The sequence below is a fragment of the Scandinavium sp. genome (genome assembly GCF_051650185.1).
Taxonomy (GTDB): domain Bacteria; phylum Pseudomonadota; class Gammaproteobacteria; order Enterobacterales; family Enterobacteriaceae; genus Scandinavium.
In genome coordinates this window covers 1-15,739 of record NZ_JBOFIN010000059.1, presented here as the reverse complement: position 1 = coordinate 15,739, position 15,739 = coordinate 1, and the positions used below count along the sequence as shown (strand labels likewise).

Below are 15,739 nucleotides of genomic sequence, written 5' to 3'. Positions count from 1 at the left end.
ATCTTGCAAGTATGGGACAACTAGTGAAATTACCGACAAGAAGGGAAAGGGCCTTCCCGAGAGTGGTAAAGGAGAGGCCCTGGAAATACCCCACAGCCCCGAAAAAGAGCCAGTCAGTTGCTTAACTGACTGGCATTACTGCTCATCAGAGGTTTTTTTTTGCCTGAGCGTTGATGGCTACGAGCTGGCCGGTTCTTCAACCTTCTCATCTTCAGCGGAAGCCTCAGCCATCACTTCCTGAATAACCTCTTCATCTATTCCAGGATTAAGGGCGACCGCCAGCGGTGAAGACGTCAGGCTGTCTGGCATCACCACGTGGGGCAGTGGGGCATCGACGATGATTTCTGGCTGGCGCTTTCTGATCCAACTGATGCTGCCGATAATCACGCCGCAAAGGGTGAAGCACAGGTACAGCACGTTACCGCCAAACGGCTGCATGATGGCGCCAGTGATCAGCGGCCCGATACAAGCGCCAACACCGAAGGCCATCAGCAGACAGGCTGTCAGTGATACCCGGCGTTCTGGGGCGACGCGATCGTTGGCAATGGCGACGCCCAGCGGATACAGGGAGAACATCGCCATGCTCGAAAGAAAGGCCATGCCGAGCACCCAGTAGTAGCCCAGATGCGGAAACAGCGAAAGCGGAAGGGAAGCAACGGCGAACAGCAGGGCGGTATAAAACAGCAGGTGCTGGCGGTCATAGCGATCGGATAACCAGCTCAACGGGAACTGTGACACCATTCCGGCGAAAATCGTGACGCCCATGAACAGCCCGATTTGCTGCGTGCTCAGGCCCTGCGAAATCGCATAAACCGGAGCAAGGCCATAGAAAGAGCCAGCAGCCATTCCCATCACCAGCGTGGCGGCCAGCAGTTTAGGAATCGCTTTGAAGAAGTAGCCGAGTTCCATGGGGGCAGGGGACATCGGGTGCGCGGTAGTTCGGGTAGTGAGTGCAATGGGGACGAGGCACAGCGCGAAACACAGTGCCACAATGAGCAGCATGGCTGGCCCCATTCCGGCGGCCATGATCAGGATGATCTGGCCTCCGCACAGACCCAAATAGGTGGCGACCATATAAAGACCGAAGATAGCGCCACGCTGTGATGACTCAGCCTGGTCGTTAAGCCAGCTTTCCAGCACCATGTATTGACACATCATGCACAGGCCGATGATTAATCGCAGAAAAATCCATAAGGGGATAAAGTCGCTGAGTCCATGCCCGACCACCGAGGCGGTAATGATCCCCGCACAGGCCACATAAGCGCGAATATGCCCTACGCGGGCAATGAGGTTGTGGCCGACTTTTCCACCGATGACTAAACCCAGATAGTTCGCCGCCGTGATCGCCCCAATTAAGGTGCCGCTCACTTCTTCATGCGCGAGGCGTAAAGAGATATAGGTCGTCAGCAGGCCCGAACCGAGCAGCATCAACAGGGTGGTGGTGTACAGCGGCAGAAAAGTATTGAGCACTTTTTTCATACATCTCCCTGTATGGCTGGTCGTTAAGTATGCATCTTTATCGTGCTTGGTTTTTCCCAGGGATGCAAATGCAGCGGCCAATACAGGAAGACAGGAAAGCGTTTTCGGAATGATCTTGCTACGGCAGCACGGCCGTCAGGAGGCTATCTGAGCTCTGTTGTCGTCACTCTTGCTCGTCGCGAACGGGTGGTTCAGTCACCTGGCTGGATTCTTGTGCGGCTTGTTTGTCCTGGTGATGGTACCAGGCGCCGATAGACGAGTAGATAAAGCGGCCTGCGAAAAAGAGGAAGCTGATAAGAATAATAATCCGCGTCATACGAGTGTTGAACTGGTTTCGTTTGCGTATGGGTGTGGCCTGGCTCACTTAAGGGGTCCTTTTAGCATACCCGATATCGGGCGGTGAGCACATTAAGGCACAGCGGAACGACAGGGTCAATTAACAATTGAATAAAATATGTTCAGGTTGACTATCGGTTGCTTTCTCGCCGGGGAAGACGAAAATTCAGCCGCTTTAATCAAAACTGAAATCGGTTTTATTGATCTAAGTCAAATATTCAGCCCCAGTGCTCATTACAATCCCCTGTCCAGCTCCGCGCAGAAAAGTCATCGCGGTGAACTTATGTCAGGTGGGATGCCTGTCTGAATCTGCCCATCAGGAGTTGGGGTTTCTGTTGAGCACTTATGCAGTTAACTGAACTTTATAAAAAAAATCGAGATAAGTGGTGGGGACTTCCCCTGTTTCTGCCCACGCTTCTGTTGCCTCTTGCCCGCTGCGCAAACACCTTCACTCGCATTGACGGCGGCATTGTCGCGCTTTATTACCTGCCACTAGCACTGCTGCTCAGCTTTATGCTGTTTTTTGGCTGGGAGGCACTCCCCGGGATTGTGTTAGGGATTTGGCTGGTCATTGGCCAGGGGATGAGCGCGCCTGAAAAAGTCGGTATCATTTTTCATTTCCTGATCCCTATTGTGTTGAGCTGGGGAGGCTATCGCGTATTCGCTCCGCGGCGTAGCCATATTTCCTACGGCACCGATCGTCTGATGACGCAGCGTCTGTTCTGGCAGGTGTTCTTCCCTGCGAGCATTTTCCAGCTCCTTTTGCTCTTCTCTGTTTTCTTCGGGATTTTGCCCGCTCGTATTTCACCGGCAGGCACTGGGCCGTTGACGCTCCACAGTTTAATCAACTACCAGTCAATGCTGGTCGGCTGCCTGACGGGCGTACCTCTGTGCTATCTGCTTATCCGTATTATTCGTAACCCGTTGCACGTAAGGGCTTTCATCTCCCAGCTTCGTCTGCAAATCGACCGCAAAGTCACGGCGGCCGAAATGGTGGTGTGGTCGATGTTGCTGCTGTTGATTATGGGCCTGTTGCTGATCCCCACGGCCAACGCCGCGTCGATTTTTACCACCAACTACACGCTGTCACTGCTGCTTCCTGTCATGCTGTGGGGCTCGATGCGTTTTGGCTACCGATTGATGTCTCTGATCTGGACGATAGTGCTGATTGTGAGCATTCACTTCTACTACCGTTACATGCCGGTTTACCCAAGCTACAGCAACCAGCTGGCGATCACCTCGTCCAGCTATCTGGTGTTCTCGTTTATTGTGGTTTACATGGCGATGCTGGCAACGCAGCAGCGCAGTATTCACGCCCGGGTAAGGCGCATGGCTTTTATCGACCCTGTCGTTCAGATGCCGAATCTGTGGGCGCTGAGCCGTAAACTGGCCGCCACGCCATGGTCAGTGCTGTGCTTCTTACGGGTTCCTGAACTGGAAGTCCTGGGCCGCCACTACGGCATGATGGTGCGCATCCAGTACAAACAAAATCTGGGCAAATGGCTGGAGCCTGAACTGCTGCCGGGTGAAAGTGTGTACCAACTTTCCGGGCATGATTTGGTGATTCGTCTTAATACCGAAGGGCATGAATCACGCATCCAGGCGATCGATGCACACATCAAAAAATTCCGTTTTGTCTGGGATGGCATGCCGTTGCAACCTAACGTCGGCGTCAGTTACTGCCACGTTCGTAGCCCGGTAATGCAGTTGCCAATGTTACTTGGCGAACTCAGTACGATTGCTAATTTATCGTTAGTGACCGGCTCGCCGGAAAGTTTGCAGCACCGCAATGCCATGCATCTGCAGCAGCGTCTCAGAGACAAAATCATGATGATGAATCATCTGCAGCTGGCGCTGGAACACGGAAAGTTTCAGCTGATGGCGCAGCCCATCGTGGGGATCCGTGGCGACAGCTATCATGAGGTTCTGTTGCGTCTGGAAGGTGAAGACGGCCAGCTCATCGCGCCCGATGACTTCCTGCCTGTCGCACATGAGTTCGGTCTTTCCTCACGAATTGATTTATGGGTACTCGATAATACGTTGCGCTTTATGGATCAGCATCGCGATGCGCTGGCGGGCTTAAGATTGTCGATTAACATATCGCCTTCGTCGGCCTGTGGCTCGCGGTTCCCAAAAACCGTGGAGGAACACCTCAAGCGGCACAATATCCAGGGCTGGCAGGTCATTTTTGAATTAACAGAGAGCCAGTCACTGAGCCATCCTGAGCAAGCCAGTCAGAACATGGAACAGCTACGGGCGCTGGGCTGCAGAATTGCTATCGACGATTTTGGTACGGGTTATGCCAGCTATGCGCGCCTGAAAAAAGTGAGCGCGGATATCCTCAAAATTGACGGCAGCTTTATCAGGAATCTGCTCTCAAGCAGCCTCGATTACCAGATTGTCTCGTCGATTTGCCATCTGGCAAGAATGAAGAATATGCAGGTTGTCGCGGAGTATGTCGAAACGGCAGAAATTCGGGACGCGGCGTTAGGGCTGGGGATCGATTATTTGCAGGGCTTCTGTATCGGCAAACCAGAACCGTTAGAGGATCTGGCTGCCGAACAGAAAGATAAACCGGCGTCAGGCCGCGATATCTGGTGATTCTTCTTCCGTAATTTTCAGCATCCAGCCTGTCACACCCTGCCAGTATTGCTGCTCTTTTTCCAAATCGAGCAGCACCAGCGCGTTCTGGGTGAACCAGTCGTGCGGGAAGCAGAGCGTCCAGTGATTGGCTTCCGTCGTGAGTTTTAACGTCGGCGGAGTAGTGGTTGCCTGGCGCTGATTATTTAACAGCACGCCGAGGCGAAGCAGCTGGATCATCGGCAGGAACTGCTTCTTCTTAAACAGCGTAAAGCGCGGCAAATCGTCGAGCTTAACCCCTTTGCGATGGTAGCGAACCAGCGTGGCAATCAGGGTTTGCTGTTCCTGATTGAAACCCGGCAAATCACTGTTTTGCAGGATGTAGGCCGAATGACGATGCATCCCGCTATGGTTAATGTTCAACCCCACTTCGTGCAGCATCGCGGACCATTTCAACAGCGCCGCAAGCTGCGGGTGTGCCTGCTTAGGATTCTGCTCCAGCCATTGTTCGTACATGTGATTGGTGGTATCCAGCACGCGACGAGCCTGCTCACGGTCAATGTGATACTGGCTGGCCAGGCTTTCTGCGGTACGGCTACGGATATCGTCATGGCGGAAGCGGCCTTCCATCTCATACAGCACGCCTTCGCGCAGCGCCCCGTCTGAAAGACGCAGTTCTTTAATCGCCAGCGAATCGAACACCCCACAAAGAATGGCAAGGCCCGGCATAAAGACGGCCTGGCGGTCTTCGGATAAGCCCGGCAGGCTAAGCGACGAGAAGTTTTTACACTTCAGCGCTTCTTCCACCACCTTCTCCAGGCGTTCCGGCGTGATAAGGCCGTCTTTCTCGCCCATTTCTACCAGCACTTCATGGACGGCTTTAATGGTACCCGACGCACCCATCGCCACGTTCCAGCCCTGAATGCGGTATTGCCACGACAGGGTTTCTAGTTTTTGCACTGCGGCCAGACGCGCGCGCTGGAAGTTCTCTTTGCTGATAACGCCACCGGGGAAGAACATCTGCGCAAAGCTGACACAGCCCATTCGACGGCTTTCCACCAGCTGTGGCGTGAAGTCTTCACCGATAACCAGTTCCGTAGAGCCGCCGCCAATATCAATCACCAGCTTGCGGCCTTTTTCCGGCTGCGTGTGTTCCACCCCCATAAAAATCAGGCGCGCTTCTTCATTCCCGGAAATTATCTCTATCGGGTAGGGGATAACTTTTTCCGCCCGCTTGAGAAACTCAGGCGCATTCAGCGCCTGGCGCAGCGTATGGGTGCCGACGATAACGACGTTGGCAGGCGAAAACCCTTGCAGGCGCTCGGCAAACAGCGACAGGCAGTTCAGCCCGCGCTCCATCGCCTCTTCACTCAGCATGTTGTTGGCATCCAGGCCATCGGCCAGGTGGACGCGCTGCTTCAGACGGCCGATTATCTGCAACGCGCCATCTACCACGCGTGCGATGACCATGTGAAAACTGTTCGATCCCAGGTCGACCGCAGCAATCTCCTGCGGTCTTGTTGTTTTGGTTTTGATGGGCATAGATTAATCGGGTTGCTCGAGTGATTTGATATAGTCGTAAATCGCCAGCTGTGACCGAACTTTGCGGCGATTGCCGCGGGGCACATAACGATTACTCAGTTCTTTGTCGATAAAGCGGGCTTTCACCGTATCGCTAAACAGAATGTCGATAATATCCAGAACGTGTTGTTTCAGGCGCGGATCCAGCAGCGGCGTGGCGACCTCGATACGGTAATCGATGTTTCGCGTCATCCAGTCAGCTGAGGAGAGCCACACTTTTTTGTTCCCACCGTCTTCAAAAATATAGATCCGGTCATGCTCAAGGTAACGGTCAACGATGCTGATCACGTTGATATTATCGCTGATCCCTTCCAGCTGCGGGATAAGCGAACACATACCGCGGACCAGCAGATTCACCGGAACGCCAGAACCGGACGCCGCATACAGTCTGTCGACCAGCCCTTTATCCACCAGGTTGTTCAGCTTAAGTGTAATACCGGATGGCTGACCGTTTTGGGCGTTTGCAATTTCTTTGTCGATCATTTCGTACAGCAGACGACGCGAGTTTTGCGGCGACACCATCAGATAGTCGAAGTTGACCGGGCGATACGGGTTTTCAATAAAGTTAAACACCCGACGCACTTCGTTGGTGATGCGCGCGTCAGCAGTCAGCAGCGAGTAGTCGGTATAAATTCGGGCTGTTTTTTCGTTGAAGTTCCCGGTGCCGATATGCGCGTAACGCACCACATCGTCGCCTTCTTTACGGGAAATCAGGAACAGCTTGGCGTGAATTTTCAGACCTGGTGCGGAGAAGATCACGTGCACGCCCGCTTCCGTCAGGCGTTTTGCCCAATGGATGTTGGCTTCTTCATCGAAGCGCGCCTGCAGTTCCACCACCACCGTCACTTTCTTGCCGTTGTGCGCGGCGTGGATCATCGAATCAATAATGCGTGAGTCTTTCGCCACGCGGTAAATATTGATTTTGATAGCCAGTACGCTCGGGTCGAACGAGGCCTGGCGCAGCAGCTCCAGCACGTGTTCAAACGTGTGATACGGATAGTAGAGCAGCACGTCGCGTTCGCGAATGGCATCAAAGCCGTTGCGGAATTTATCAAACCAGATGTGACGCAGGCGCGGCAGCGGCTTGTTGACCAGATTGGCTTTGCCAACGTTTGGGAAGCCGATGAAATCTTTGAAGTTGTGATAGCGGCCGCCCGGCACGATGGAGTCGTAGCGGGTGATGGCGAACTTCTTGCGCAGCATCTCGACCATCGCATCTGGCATATCACGCTGATACACAAAGCGCACCGGTTCTGCCGTCAGACGCTGTTTCAGGCTGGAGGACATCAGCTCCATCAGGCTCGATTCCATCTCGTGCACCAGGTCATATTCGGCGTCACGGGTCATCTTCATCGAGTAGGCATTCAGCGCATCATAATCAAAGAAGCCTTTGAAGATGTCGTCCAGACAGTAGCGCAGAATGTTGTCCAGCAGGATCATCGGCTTGCGGCGGCGCGGGGTTTCCGGCGGCAGGTTGACGAAACGCGGAACCTTATCGGACGGGATTTCGAGCAGCGCGTAGTTAATCTCTTCGCCGCGAATAATTTCTACCGCCAGATAGGTGTAATCATCCTTCAGGAACGACACCAGATCGGTTTCGCGGTTAATCAGAATAGGGGTGATGTGCTGGCGCAGGTAGTGTTTGAAGTAGTGGCGTAACCAGCTTTGCTGATTCACCGAAAGCTGCCGCTCGTTAATGAGGAAGATTTGGTTACGCGCCATTTCGAGGAGCAGCTCGTTATAGAGGCTGTCGAACTCCTGATCGGCCTTCAGCACCCGGGCCTGAATTTTGCCAAGCAAATGCCGGGAGTGGGCGGTGATGCCTTGTTCTTCGTTAATGATAATGCGGCGTTTCAGTTCGGCAAAACGCACCTTGTAGAACTCATCAAGGTTATTCGAATAGATGCCCAAAAAACGCATGCGTTCTATCAACGGGTTGCTTTTATCCGCCGCTTCCTGGAGAACACGCTCGTTAAAAGATAACCAACTGAGTTCTTTTTCGATATAAAGCTTATCCTGACCCATTACTACTTACACTCCGGTTGATTGACGCGGACAGCCTTCACATTATGGCGAGCTTTGCCCTGATATGTCCAATTGTGCCAGCAAAGTATGACAGTTAATTTTTTCCGGGGGATATTAAGGCGTTGGAGCGAAGGGAAAGGGATTGTAGGTCGGGCAAGCGCAGCGCCGCCCGACACAGGGTTACTCTTCGGAAGCATGCCCCTGCGGAGGCAGCTCATCGCCGTCCAGCCAGGCCGTATTGCCTTTCATCGCCAGACGCCCATCGACAAACCAGCTCACCACCAAAGGATAAATGGCGTGTTCCTGATGTTGAACGCGATCGGCTATCTCTTCTTCCGAATCGCCTTCAAATACCGGGACTTTGGCCTGCAAAATAACCGGGCCACCGTCCAGCTCATCGGTGACGAAATGCACAGAAGTGCCATGCTCTTCGTCGCCGTTTTCCAGCACCTGGCGATGCGTATTGAGGCCCGGATATTTCGGCAGCAGGGAAGGGTGGATATTCAGCAGACGCCCCTGATAATGCGCCACGAAATCAGGGCTCAGGATGCGCATATATCCCGCCAGCACCACGACATCCGGCGCGTAAGCATCAATCTCTTGCATCAACTCACGATCAAACGCTTCACGGCTCGTAAACTGGCTGGCGGCCAGCGCGTGTGCCGGGATTTCGGCTTCACGCGCGCGTTCAAGGCCGAATGCATCGGCCTTATTGCTGAACACTGCCCGCAGGGTGCCGTTGATTTTCTTCTGCTTGCAGGCGTCAATAATCGCCTGCAAATTGCTTCCGTTGCCAGAAATCAGCACCACAATGTTTTTCATTACTCGATGACCACACGCTGTTCAGAATCGGATGCTTTGATATACCCGATTTTCCACGCGTTTTCACCTTTCTCTGTCATCAGAGCAACGGCTTTGTCGGCTTCGGACGCTGGCAGGGCGATGACCATGCCCACGCCGCAGTTAAAGGTGCGGTACATTTCATGCTGGCTGACGTTGCCGGCTTTTTGCAGCCAGTTGAACACGGACGGCCACTGCCAGGAGGCTTCGTCGATCACGGCCTGAGTGTTATCCGGCAGGACGCGCGGAATGTTTTCCCAGAAGCCGCCACCGGTCAGGTGTGCAATCGCGTGAACGTCTACATTGGCGATAAGATCGAGAATGTTTTTCACATAAATGCGGGTGGGCGCCAGCAGGTGGTCGGCCAGTGACTTGCCGTCCAGCTCTTCGGTTTCCGGGTTGCAGCCGCTGACTTCAATGATCTTGCGTACCAGCGAGTAGCCGTTGGAGTGCGGGCCGCTGGAACCCAGCGCAATCAGCACATCGCCGTCTGCCACTTTGCTGCCATCAATGATTTCGGATTTCTCAACGACGCCAACGCAGAACCCCGCCACGTCGTAATCTTCGCCGTGATACATCCCCGGCATTTCAGCGGTTTCGCCACCGACCAGCGCACAGCCCGATTGCAGGCAACCTTCGGCGATCCCAGTGATCACGCTGGAAGCCGTGTCGACGTCCAGTTTGCCCGTGGCGTAGTAATCAAGGAAGAACAGAGGCTCAGCGCCCTGAACCACCAGATCGTTCACACACATCGCCACCAGGTCGATGCCGATGGTGTCGTGACGCTTCAGATCCATCGCCAGACGCAGTTTCGTGCCAACGCCATCCGTACCGGAAACCAGCACTGGCTCACGATATTTTTGCGGCAGCGCGCACAGTGCGCCGAAGCCACCCAGGCCACCCATCACTTCCGGGCGGCGGGTTTTCTTCACCACACCTTTGATTCGGTCAACCAGAGCATTACCTGCGTCGATATCAACACCGGCATCTTTATAGCTGAGAGAGGTTTTGTCGGTCACTGCAAAGTCTCCACGCGATGGCGTTAGCAAATAAAATCGGCGCCATTCTAACAGCCTAAGCAAACGTTTGCGAGCCTGGGCGGTGGATATCTTTTATTGGCTGATTTTTGCGCGTTTCAGCCGCTTCGGCAGGCAAATTTGACCCTGTTCACGAAAATGAAACCGGGTACAGTTTAATGCTTGCAGGTTATTGCCCGAGCACACAATATCCCACTGAAACCGGTTTCTGAAATGGCCCTCAGGAGGAGTGGAACAAATGCATATTGCCGCATTTGATATTGGTGGAACGGCGTTGAAAATGGGGATCGTCACCCGGCAAGGTGAGATCCTCACGAAGGAAAAGGCGACGATAACCGACAGCGACGGTGATCAAATTCTGCAGCACATCATGAGCTGGATTACCTCCCACCCGGAATGCGAAGGCGTTGCCATCAGCGCACCTGGCTATGTGAACCCTCATACCGGCTTTATCGAAATGGGCGGGGCCATTCGCAAGTTCGATAACTTTGCCATCAAAGCCTGGCTTGAAGAACGCACGCATCTTCCCGTAGCGATTGAAAACGACGCCAACTGCGTGCTGCTGGCAGAACGCTGGCGCGGCAAGGCTTCAGCGATGAGCGACTTTCTGGTGCTGACTATCGGCACCGGCATCGGCGGGGCGATTTTCTGCAATAACCAACTGGTGCGCGGCGCGAAGTTTCGCGGCGGCGAATTTGGCTACATGTTTACTGAACGCCCCGGAGTACGCCATCCCACTCACTACACCATGAATGCCACCTGCACGCTGCGCGTACTGCGTCGTCGTTATAGCCAACACACGGGCAAACCGCTGGATAACGTCAGCGGTGAAGAGATTTTTGATGCCTATGACGCAGGCGATGCAACCTGCCAGCGGTTGGTGGAGGATTTCTTCAACGGCATTGGCGCGGGTCTGTATAACCTGGTCAATCTGTTTGATCCGCAAACCATCCTGCTTGGCGGCGGCATTACTGAACGCCCAGGGTTTTTGGCGCAGCTGAAACAGCATCTCACGTGGTTTGGTATTGATGACTACATCGATACCGTCAGCCACGGCAACGACGCCGGTTTACTCGGCGCGGTTTACCATTTTAATCAGCAGTCTGAACGTTAAAGAGGGAGTTGTTATGTCCGGATTTAAACACGATTTTCTGTGGGGCGGAGCCGTTGCGGCGCATCAGTTAGAGGGCGGCTGGAAAGAGGGCGGCAAAGGCCCAAGCGTGGCCGATGTGATGACCGCTGGCGCGCACGGTGTTCCGCGTGAAATTACCGACGGCGTGCTGCCAGGGAAAAACTATCCGAACCACGAAGCGATAGATTTCTATCATCGCTATAAAGACGACATCAAACTGTTCGCCGAAATGGGCTTCAAATGCTTCCGGACTTCACTTGCGTGGACGCGCCTGTTCCCGAAAGGCGACGAGCTGGAGCCGAATGAAGCGGGCCTGAAATTCTACGATGACCTGTTCGATGAATGCCTGAAATACGGTATCGAACCGGTTATCACGCTGTCTCACTTTGAGATGCCTTACTACTTAGTGAAGGAGTACGGCGGCTGGCGTAACCGTAAAACCATCGACTTCTTTGTGCGCTTCGCGAAAGTGGCGTTTGAGCGCTATCAGCACAAAGTGAAGTACTGGATGACCTTTAACGAGATCAACAACCAGGCAAACTACCACGAAGATTTCGCGCCGTTCACCAACTCAGGCATTAAATATGAAGAAGGTGAAGATCGTGAACCGATTATGTATCAGGCGGCGCACTACGAGCTGGTTGCCAGCGCCCTGGCGGTGAAAATAGCCCGCGAGATCAACCCGTCATTGCAGGTAGGCTGCATGATTGCCATGTGCCCAATCTATCCGCTGACCTGTGCGCCAGACGACATGATGATGGCGATGAACGCCATGCATAAGCGCTACTGGTTCACCGATGTGCACGTGCGCGGCAAATACCCGCAGCATCTGCTGAACTATTTCCAGCGTCGTGGCTTCCAGTTTGATATTACCGAAGAAGACAAAGCGGCACTGAAACAAGGCTGTGTCGATTACATCGGTTTCAGCTATTACATGTCGTTTGCCACCAAAGCGACCGAAGACAACCCGCAGCTGGATTACGACGAAACGAAAGCGCTGGTCTCGAATCCGTACGTGAAGAAATCCGACTGGGGCTGGCAGATTGACCCGGTCGGGCTGCGCTACTCCCTGAACTGGTTCTGGGATCACTACCAGCTGCCGCTGTTTATTGTGGAGAACGGGTTTGGTGCCATCGACGTACGCGAAGCCGACGGCAGCGTCAACGACCAGTACCGTATCGACTATCTCTCTGCGCACATCGCGGAAATGAAAAAAGCGGTGGTGGAAGATGGCGTCGATCTGATGGGTTACACCCCCTGGGGCTGTATCGACCTGGTGTCTGCCGGAACCGGCGAGATGAAAAAACGCTACGGCTTTATCTATGTTGATAAAGATAACGAAGGCAACGGCACGCTGGAACGCAGCCGCAAGAAATCTTTCGCCTGGTATCAGAAGGTGATCAGCAGCAATGGTGAGTCTCTGTAATTTTGTGCCGGGTGGCGGCTTCGCCTGACCCGGCCTACAGGCTTGCTCTTGTAGGCCCGTGCTAGCGCAGCGCCGCCGGGCATGAAGTGGCGCTATCACTAAAACCTCGCTCCGGCGGGGTTTATTTTTGTCCTTATTTTATAATAAGTAACATTATGTTAATCGCCGGGCTTGATCTAACAGGTATGGCGCTTCCAGGAAAAAGCGGTATAATCCCGCGATTTTTTTTGTGGCTGCCCCTCAGAGGAGAAAGAGAATGAAGATTGTGGAAGTGAAACACCCACTCGTCAAACACAAGCTGGGCCTGATGCGCGAGCACGATATCAGTACCAAACGCTTCCGTGAACTCGCCTCAGAAGTCGGCAGCTTACTGACTTATGAAGCCACTTCCGACCTGGAAACAGAAACCGTCACCATCGAAGGCTGGAACGGCCCGGTGCAGGTTGAGCAGATCAAAGGCAAGAAGATCACCGTTGTGCCAATCCTGCGTGCGGGCCTGGGCATGATGGAAGGCGTGCTTGAACACGTACCAAGCGCGCGTATCTCGGTTGTCGGTATCTACCGTAATGAAGAAACGCTTGAGCCAGTGCCGTATTTCCAGAAGCTGGTGTCTAACATCGACGAGCGTATGGCGCTGGTAGTTGACCCAATGCTGGCAACTGGCGGTTCCATGATTGCCACCATCGACCTGCTGAAAAACGCAGGCTGCTCCAGCATTAAGGTGCTGGTACTGGTTGCGGCACCGGAAGGTATCGCCGCGCTGGAAAAAGCGCACCCGGATGTAGAACTCTACACCGCTTCCATTGATCAGGGCCTCAACGAGCACGGATACATTATTCCGGGCCTCGGCGACGCCGGCGACAAGATCTTTGGTACTAAATAAGTGATTCATTAAAAAGAGCCGACTTTGAGAGTCGGCTTTTTTTTGACTAAAACACAACAACACCCATAAGAGGAAAGACCTATGACGCGCCGTGCTATCGGGGTAAGTGAAAGACCACCGCTTTTGCAGACCATCCCGCTTAGTTTGCAGCATCTGTTCGCCATGTTTGGCGCAACCGTGCTGGTGCCTGTGCTTTTTCATATTAACCCGGCAACGGTCCTGCTGTTTAACGGCATCGGCACGTTGCTGTATCTGTTCATATGCAAAGGTAAAATTCCGGCGTATCTCGGCTCCAGCTTCGCGTTTATCTCCCCGGTGCTGCTTCTGCTGCCGCTGGGTTATGAAGTGGCGCTCGGCGGCTTCATCATGTGCGGCGTGCTGTTCTGCCTGGTGTCGTTTATCGTGAAGAAAGCGGGTACCGGCTGGCTGGATGTGATGTTCCCGCCTGCGGCGATGGGCGCGATTGTCGCGGTTATCGGTCTGGAGCTGGCGGGCGTGGCGGCTAACATGGCAGGCCTGTTGCCTGCTGATGGGCAGAGCGTCGACAGCAAAGTCATTCTCGTGTCGATGGTGACCTTAGGCGTGACCGTTTTCGGTTCCGTGCTGTTCCGCGGCTTTATGGCGATTATCCCGATTCTGATTGGCGTGCTGGTGGGTTACGGTTTGTCGTTTGCCCTCGGCATGGTCGACACCACCGCGATTTCACAGGCGCACTGGTTCGCGCTGCCAACCTTCTACACCCCGCGTTTTGAGTGGTTTGCCATCTTCACCATCCTGCCTGCGGCACTGGTGGTTATCGCTGAACACGTCGGTCACCTGGTCGTGACCGCGAACATCGTCAAAAAAGATCTGATTAAAGATCCGGGCTTGCACCGCTCGATGTTTGCCAACGGTTTGTCGACCGTGATTTCCGGTTTCTTCGGCTCCACGCCAAACACCACCTACGGTGAGAACATCGGCGTAATGGCGATCACCCGTGTCTACAGCACCTGGGTAATTGGCGGCGCGGCCATTATCGCGATCCTGCTGTCCTGCGTCGGTAAACTGGCGGCAGCGATTCAAATCATCCCGGTTCCGGTGATGGGCGGCGTTTCTCTGCTGCTGTACGGCGTAATCGGCGCATCCGGTATTCGCGTGCTGATTGAGTCCAAAGTGGATTACAGCAAAGCGCAAAACCTGATCCTGACCTCCGTCATTCTGATCATCGGCGTCAGCGGCGCGAAAGTGCACATCGGTGCGGCTGAACTGAAAGGCATGGCGCTGGCGACGATCGTCGGTATTGCCCTGAGCCTGATCTTCAAACTGATCAGCGTTCTGCGCCCGGAAGAAGTGGTGCTGGATGCCGCGGACAGCGATACGCCATCACATTGATCCTTTCACCGGGCGGACGATCCGCCCGGTTCTCTCCCTCACGCCTTTTGTGTTACACTCATGGCGATTTTTTGCAGTCCCATGTTGAGGTCACTCTGAACGCTCCGGCTCAGCTCTCTCTGCCACTCTATCTGCCCGATGACGAAACCTTCGCGAGTTTCTGGCCGGGTGATAACGCCTCTTTACTTGCTGCCGTGCAAACCATGCTACGCCAGGATCACAGCGGATACGTCTATGTCTGGTCGCGTGAAGGCGCGGGCCGCAGCCATTTGCTGCACGCAGCCTGTGCTGAACTCTCACAGCGCGGCGATGCGGTCGGGTATGTTCCGTTAGATAAGCGCACCTGGTTTGTGCCGGAAGTGCTCGATGGCATGGAACATCTGGCGCTGGTTTGCATTGATAATATCGAGTGTGTGGCGGGTGACGAACCGTGGGAAATGGCGATTTTCAACCTCTATAATCGCATTCTGGAATCCGGTAAAACGCGCCTGCTGATCACCGGCGATCGTCCTCCTCGTCAGTTGAATCTTGGCCTGCCGGATCTGGCTTCGCGCCTGGACTGGGGGCAAATCTACAAGCTGCAACCGCTCTCTGACGAAGACAAGTTACAGGCATTACAGCTGCGCGCCAAAATGCGTGGCTTCGAGATGCCGGAAGACGTCTGCCGCTTCCTGATGAAGCGCCTTGACCGCGAAACGCGAACCCTCTTTATGACGCTGGATCAGTTGGATCGGGCGTCCATCACAGCACAACGCAAGCTGACCATTCCTTTTGTAAAAGAGATCCTTAAGCTTTAGGTTTTTCCCCTCACCCTAACCCTCTCCCCAAAGGGGCGAGGGGACTGTTATGTGCGGTATTTGGCTTCCCTGATAAAGTGAGGGGAATGGTTTACTCCCTCTCTCTTTTAGGGTGTACGGTCCGGAGACATGGTAGACAGGTGTTCGGGGACATGGTGAACACTATTTAACATCCTTTACCCATGGTTATCGACCTTTTCTTCAGGTCGATAACCCCCACTTTCGTGCTGTACCACCACACTTCATAGCAAC

General features: G+C 54.0%; 13 protein-coding genes. 7 read left to right on the top strand and 6 right to left on the bottom strand.

Features of this window, described 5'->3' with window-relative positions:
• Positions 1 to 125, top strand: a 125-nt coding sequence (locus ACRCWW_RS07165) for a hypothetical protein (protein WP_241013015.1), incomplete at its 5' end; no start/stop codon positions are given.
• A gap of 52 nt (positions 126 to 177) precedes the next feature.
• On the opposite strand, the gene ACRCWW_RS07160 is transcribed toward ACRCWW_RS07165, so the two are convergent.
• Together ACRCWW_RS07160 and ACRCWW_RS07155 are read right to left on the bottom strand one after the other, a co-directional pair.
• Positions 178 to 1,479 (bottom strand): MFS transporter, encoded by a 1,302-nt coding sequence (locus tag ACRCWW_RS07160; RefSeq protein WP_438681786.1) that lies wholly within the window; start codon positions 1,477 to 1,479, stop codon positions 178 to 180.
• A 163-nt stretch (positions 1,480 to 1,642) separates the two neighbouring features.
• A complete protein-coding gene (locus ACRCWW_RS07155; protein WP_438681787.1) occupies positions 1,643 to 1,825 on the bottom strand; it encodes a YfgG family protein in 183 nt (60 codons plus the stop codon).
• Between the two features lie 335 nt (positions 1,826 to 2,160).
• Here ACRCWW_RS07155 and ACRCWW_RS07150 point away from each other — a divergent pair, with 335 nt between their 5' ends.
• Positions 2,161 to 4,416 carry an EAL domain-containing protein gene (locus tag ACRCWW_RS07150; protein ID WP_438681785.1) on the top strand — a complete coding sequence of 752 codons (2,256 nt, stop codon included), beginning with the start codon at positions 2,161 to 2,163 and terminating at the stop codon, positions 4,414 to 4,416.
• On the opposite strand, the gene ppx is transcribed toward ACRCWW_RS07150, so the two are convergent.
• The 4 genes from ppx to purM all read right to left on the bottom strand — a co-directional run bounded on the left by ppx (position 4,396) and on the right by purM (position 9,860).
• A complete protein-coding gene (gene ppx, locus ACRCWW_RS07145) occupies positions 4,396 to 5,937 on the bottom strand; it encodes an exopolyphosphatase (RefSeq protein WP_438681784.1) in 1,542 nt (513 codons plus the stop codon). The genes ACRCWW_RS07150 and ppx overlap by 21 nt on opposite strands.
• 3 nt (positions 5,938 to 5,940) lie before the next feature.
• Positions 5,941 to 8,001 (bottom strand): polyphosphate kinase 1, encoded by a 2,061-nt coding sequence (gene ppk1 / locus ACRCWW_RS07140; RefSeq protein WP_438681783.1) that lies wholly within the window; start codon positions 7,999 to 8,001, stop codon positions 5,941 to 5,943.
• Between the two features lie 180 nt (positions 8,002 to 8,181).
• Positions 8,182 to 8,823, bottom strand: a complete 642-nt coding sequence (gene purN / locus ACRCWW_RS07135; protein WP_438681782.1) for a phosphoribosylglycinamide formyltransferase — start codon at positions 8,821 to 8,823, stop codon at positions 8,182 to 8,184.
• Positions 8,823 to 9,860 carry a phosphoribosylformylglycinamidine cyclo-ligase gene (gene purM, locus ACRCWW_RS07130; RefSeq protein ID WP_438681781.1) on the bottom strand — a complete coding sequence of 346 codons (1,038 nt, stop codon included), beginning with the start codon at positions 9,858 to 9,860 and terminating at the stop codon, positions 8,823 to 8,825. Before purM ends, purN begins: the two co-directional genes overlap by 1 nt.
• 256 nt (positions 9,861 to 10,116) lie before the next feature.
• On the opposite strand from purM, the gene bglK reads away from it, so the two are divergent.
• The 5 genes from bglK to ACRCWW_RS07105 all read left to right on the top strand — a co-directional run bounded on the left by bglK (position 10,117) and on the right by ACRCWW_RS07105 (position 15,487).
• Positions 10,117 to 10,992, top strand: coding sequence for a beta-glucoside kinase BglK (gene bglK / locus ACRCWW_RS07125; RefSeq protein ID WP_438681780.1), 876 nt, complete (start codon positions 10,117 to 10,119; stop codon positions 10,990 to 10,992).
• 13 nt (positions 10,993 to 11,005) lie between these two features.
• A complete protein-coding gene (locus ACRCWW_RS07120; protein ID WP_438681779.1) occupies positions 11,006 to 12,436 on the top strand; it encodes a 6-phospho-beta-glucosidase in 1,431 nt (476 codons plus the stop codon).
• A 256-nt stretch (positions 12,437 to 12,692) separates the two neighbouring features.
• Positions 12,693 to 13,319 (top strand): uracil phosphoribosyltransferase, encoded by a 627-nt coding sequence (upp, locus tag ACRCWW_RS07115; RefSeq protein WP_110508987.1) that lies wholly within the window; start codon positions 12,693 to 12,695, stop codon positions 13,317 to 13,319.
• A gap of 81 nt (positions 13,320 to 13,400) precedes the next feature.
• Positions 13,401 to 14,690 carry a uracil permease gene (gene uraA / locus ACRCWW_RS07110; RefSeq protein WP_404658413.1) on the top strand — a complete coding sequence of 430 codons (1,290 nt, stop codon included), beginning with the start codon at positions 13,401 to 13,403 and terminating at the stop codon, positions 14,688 to 14,690.
• Between the two features lie 95 nt (positions 14,691 to 14,785).
• Positions 14,786 to 15,487 carry a DnaA inactivator Hda gene (locus ACRCWW_RS07105; protein ID WP_330983075.1) on the top strand — a complete coding sequence of 234 codons (702 nt, stop codon included), beginning with the start codon at positions 14,786 to 14,788 and terminating at the stop codon, positions 15,485 to 15,487.
• The last annotated feature ends 252 nt before the right edge of the window (positions 15,488 to 15,739 follow it).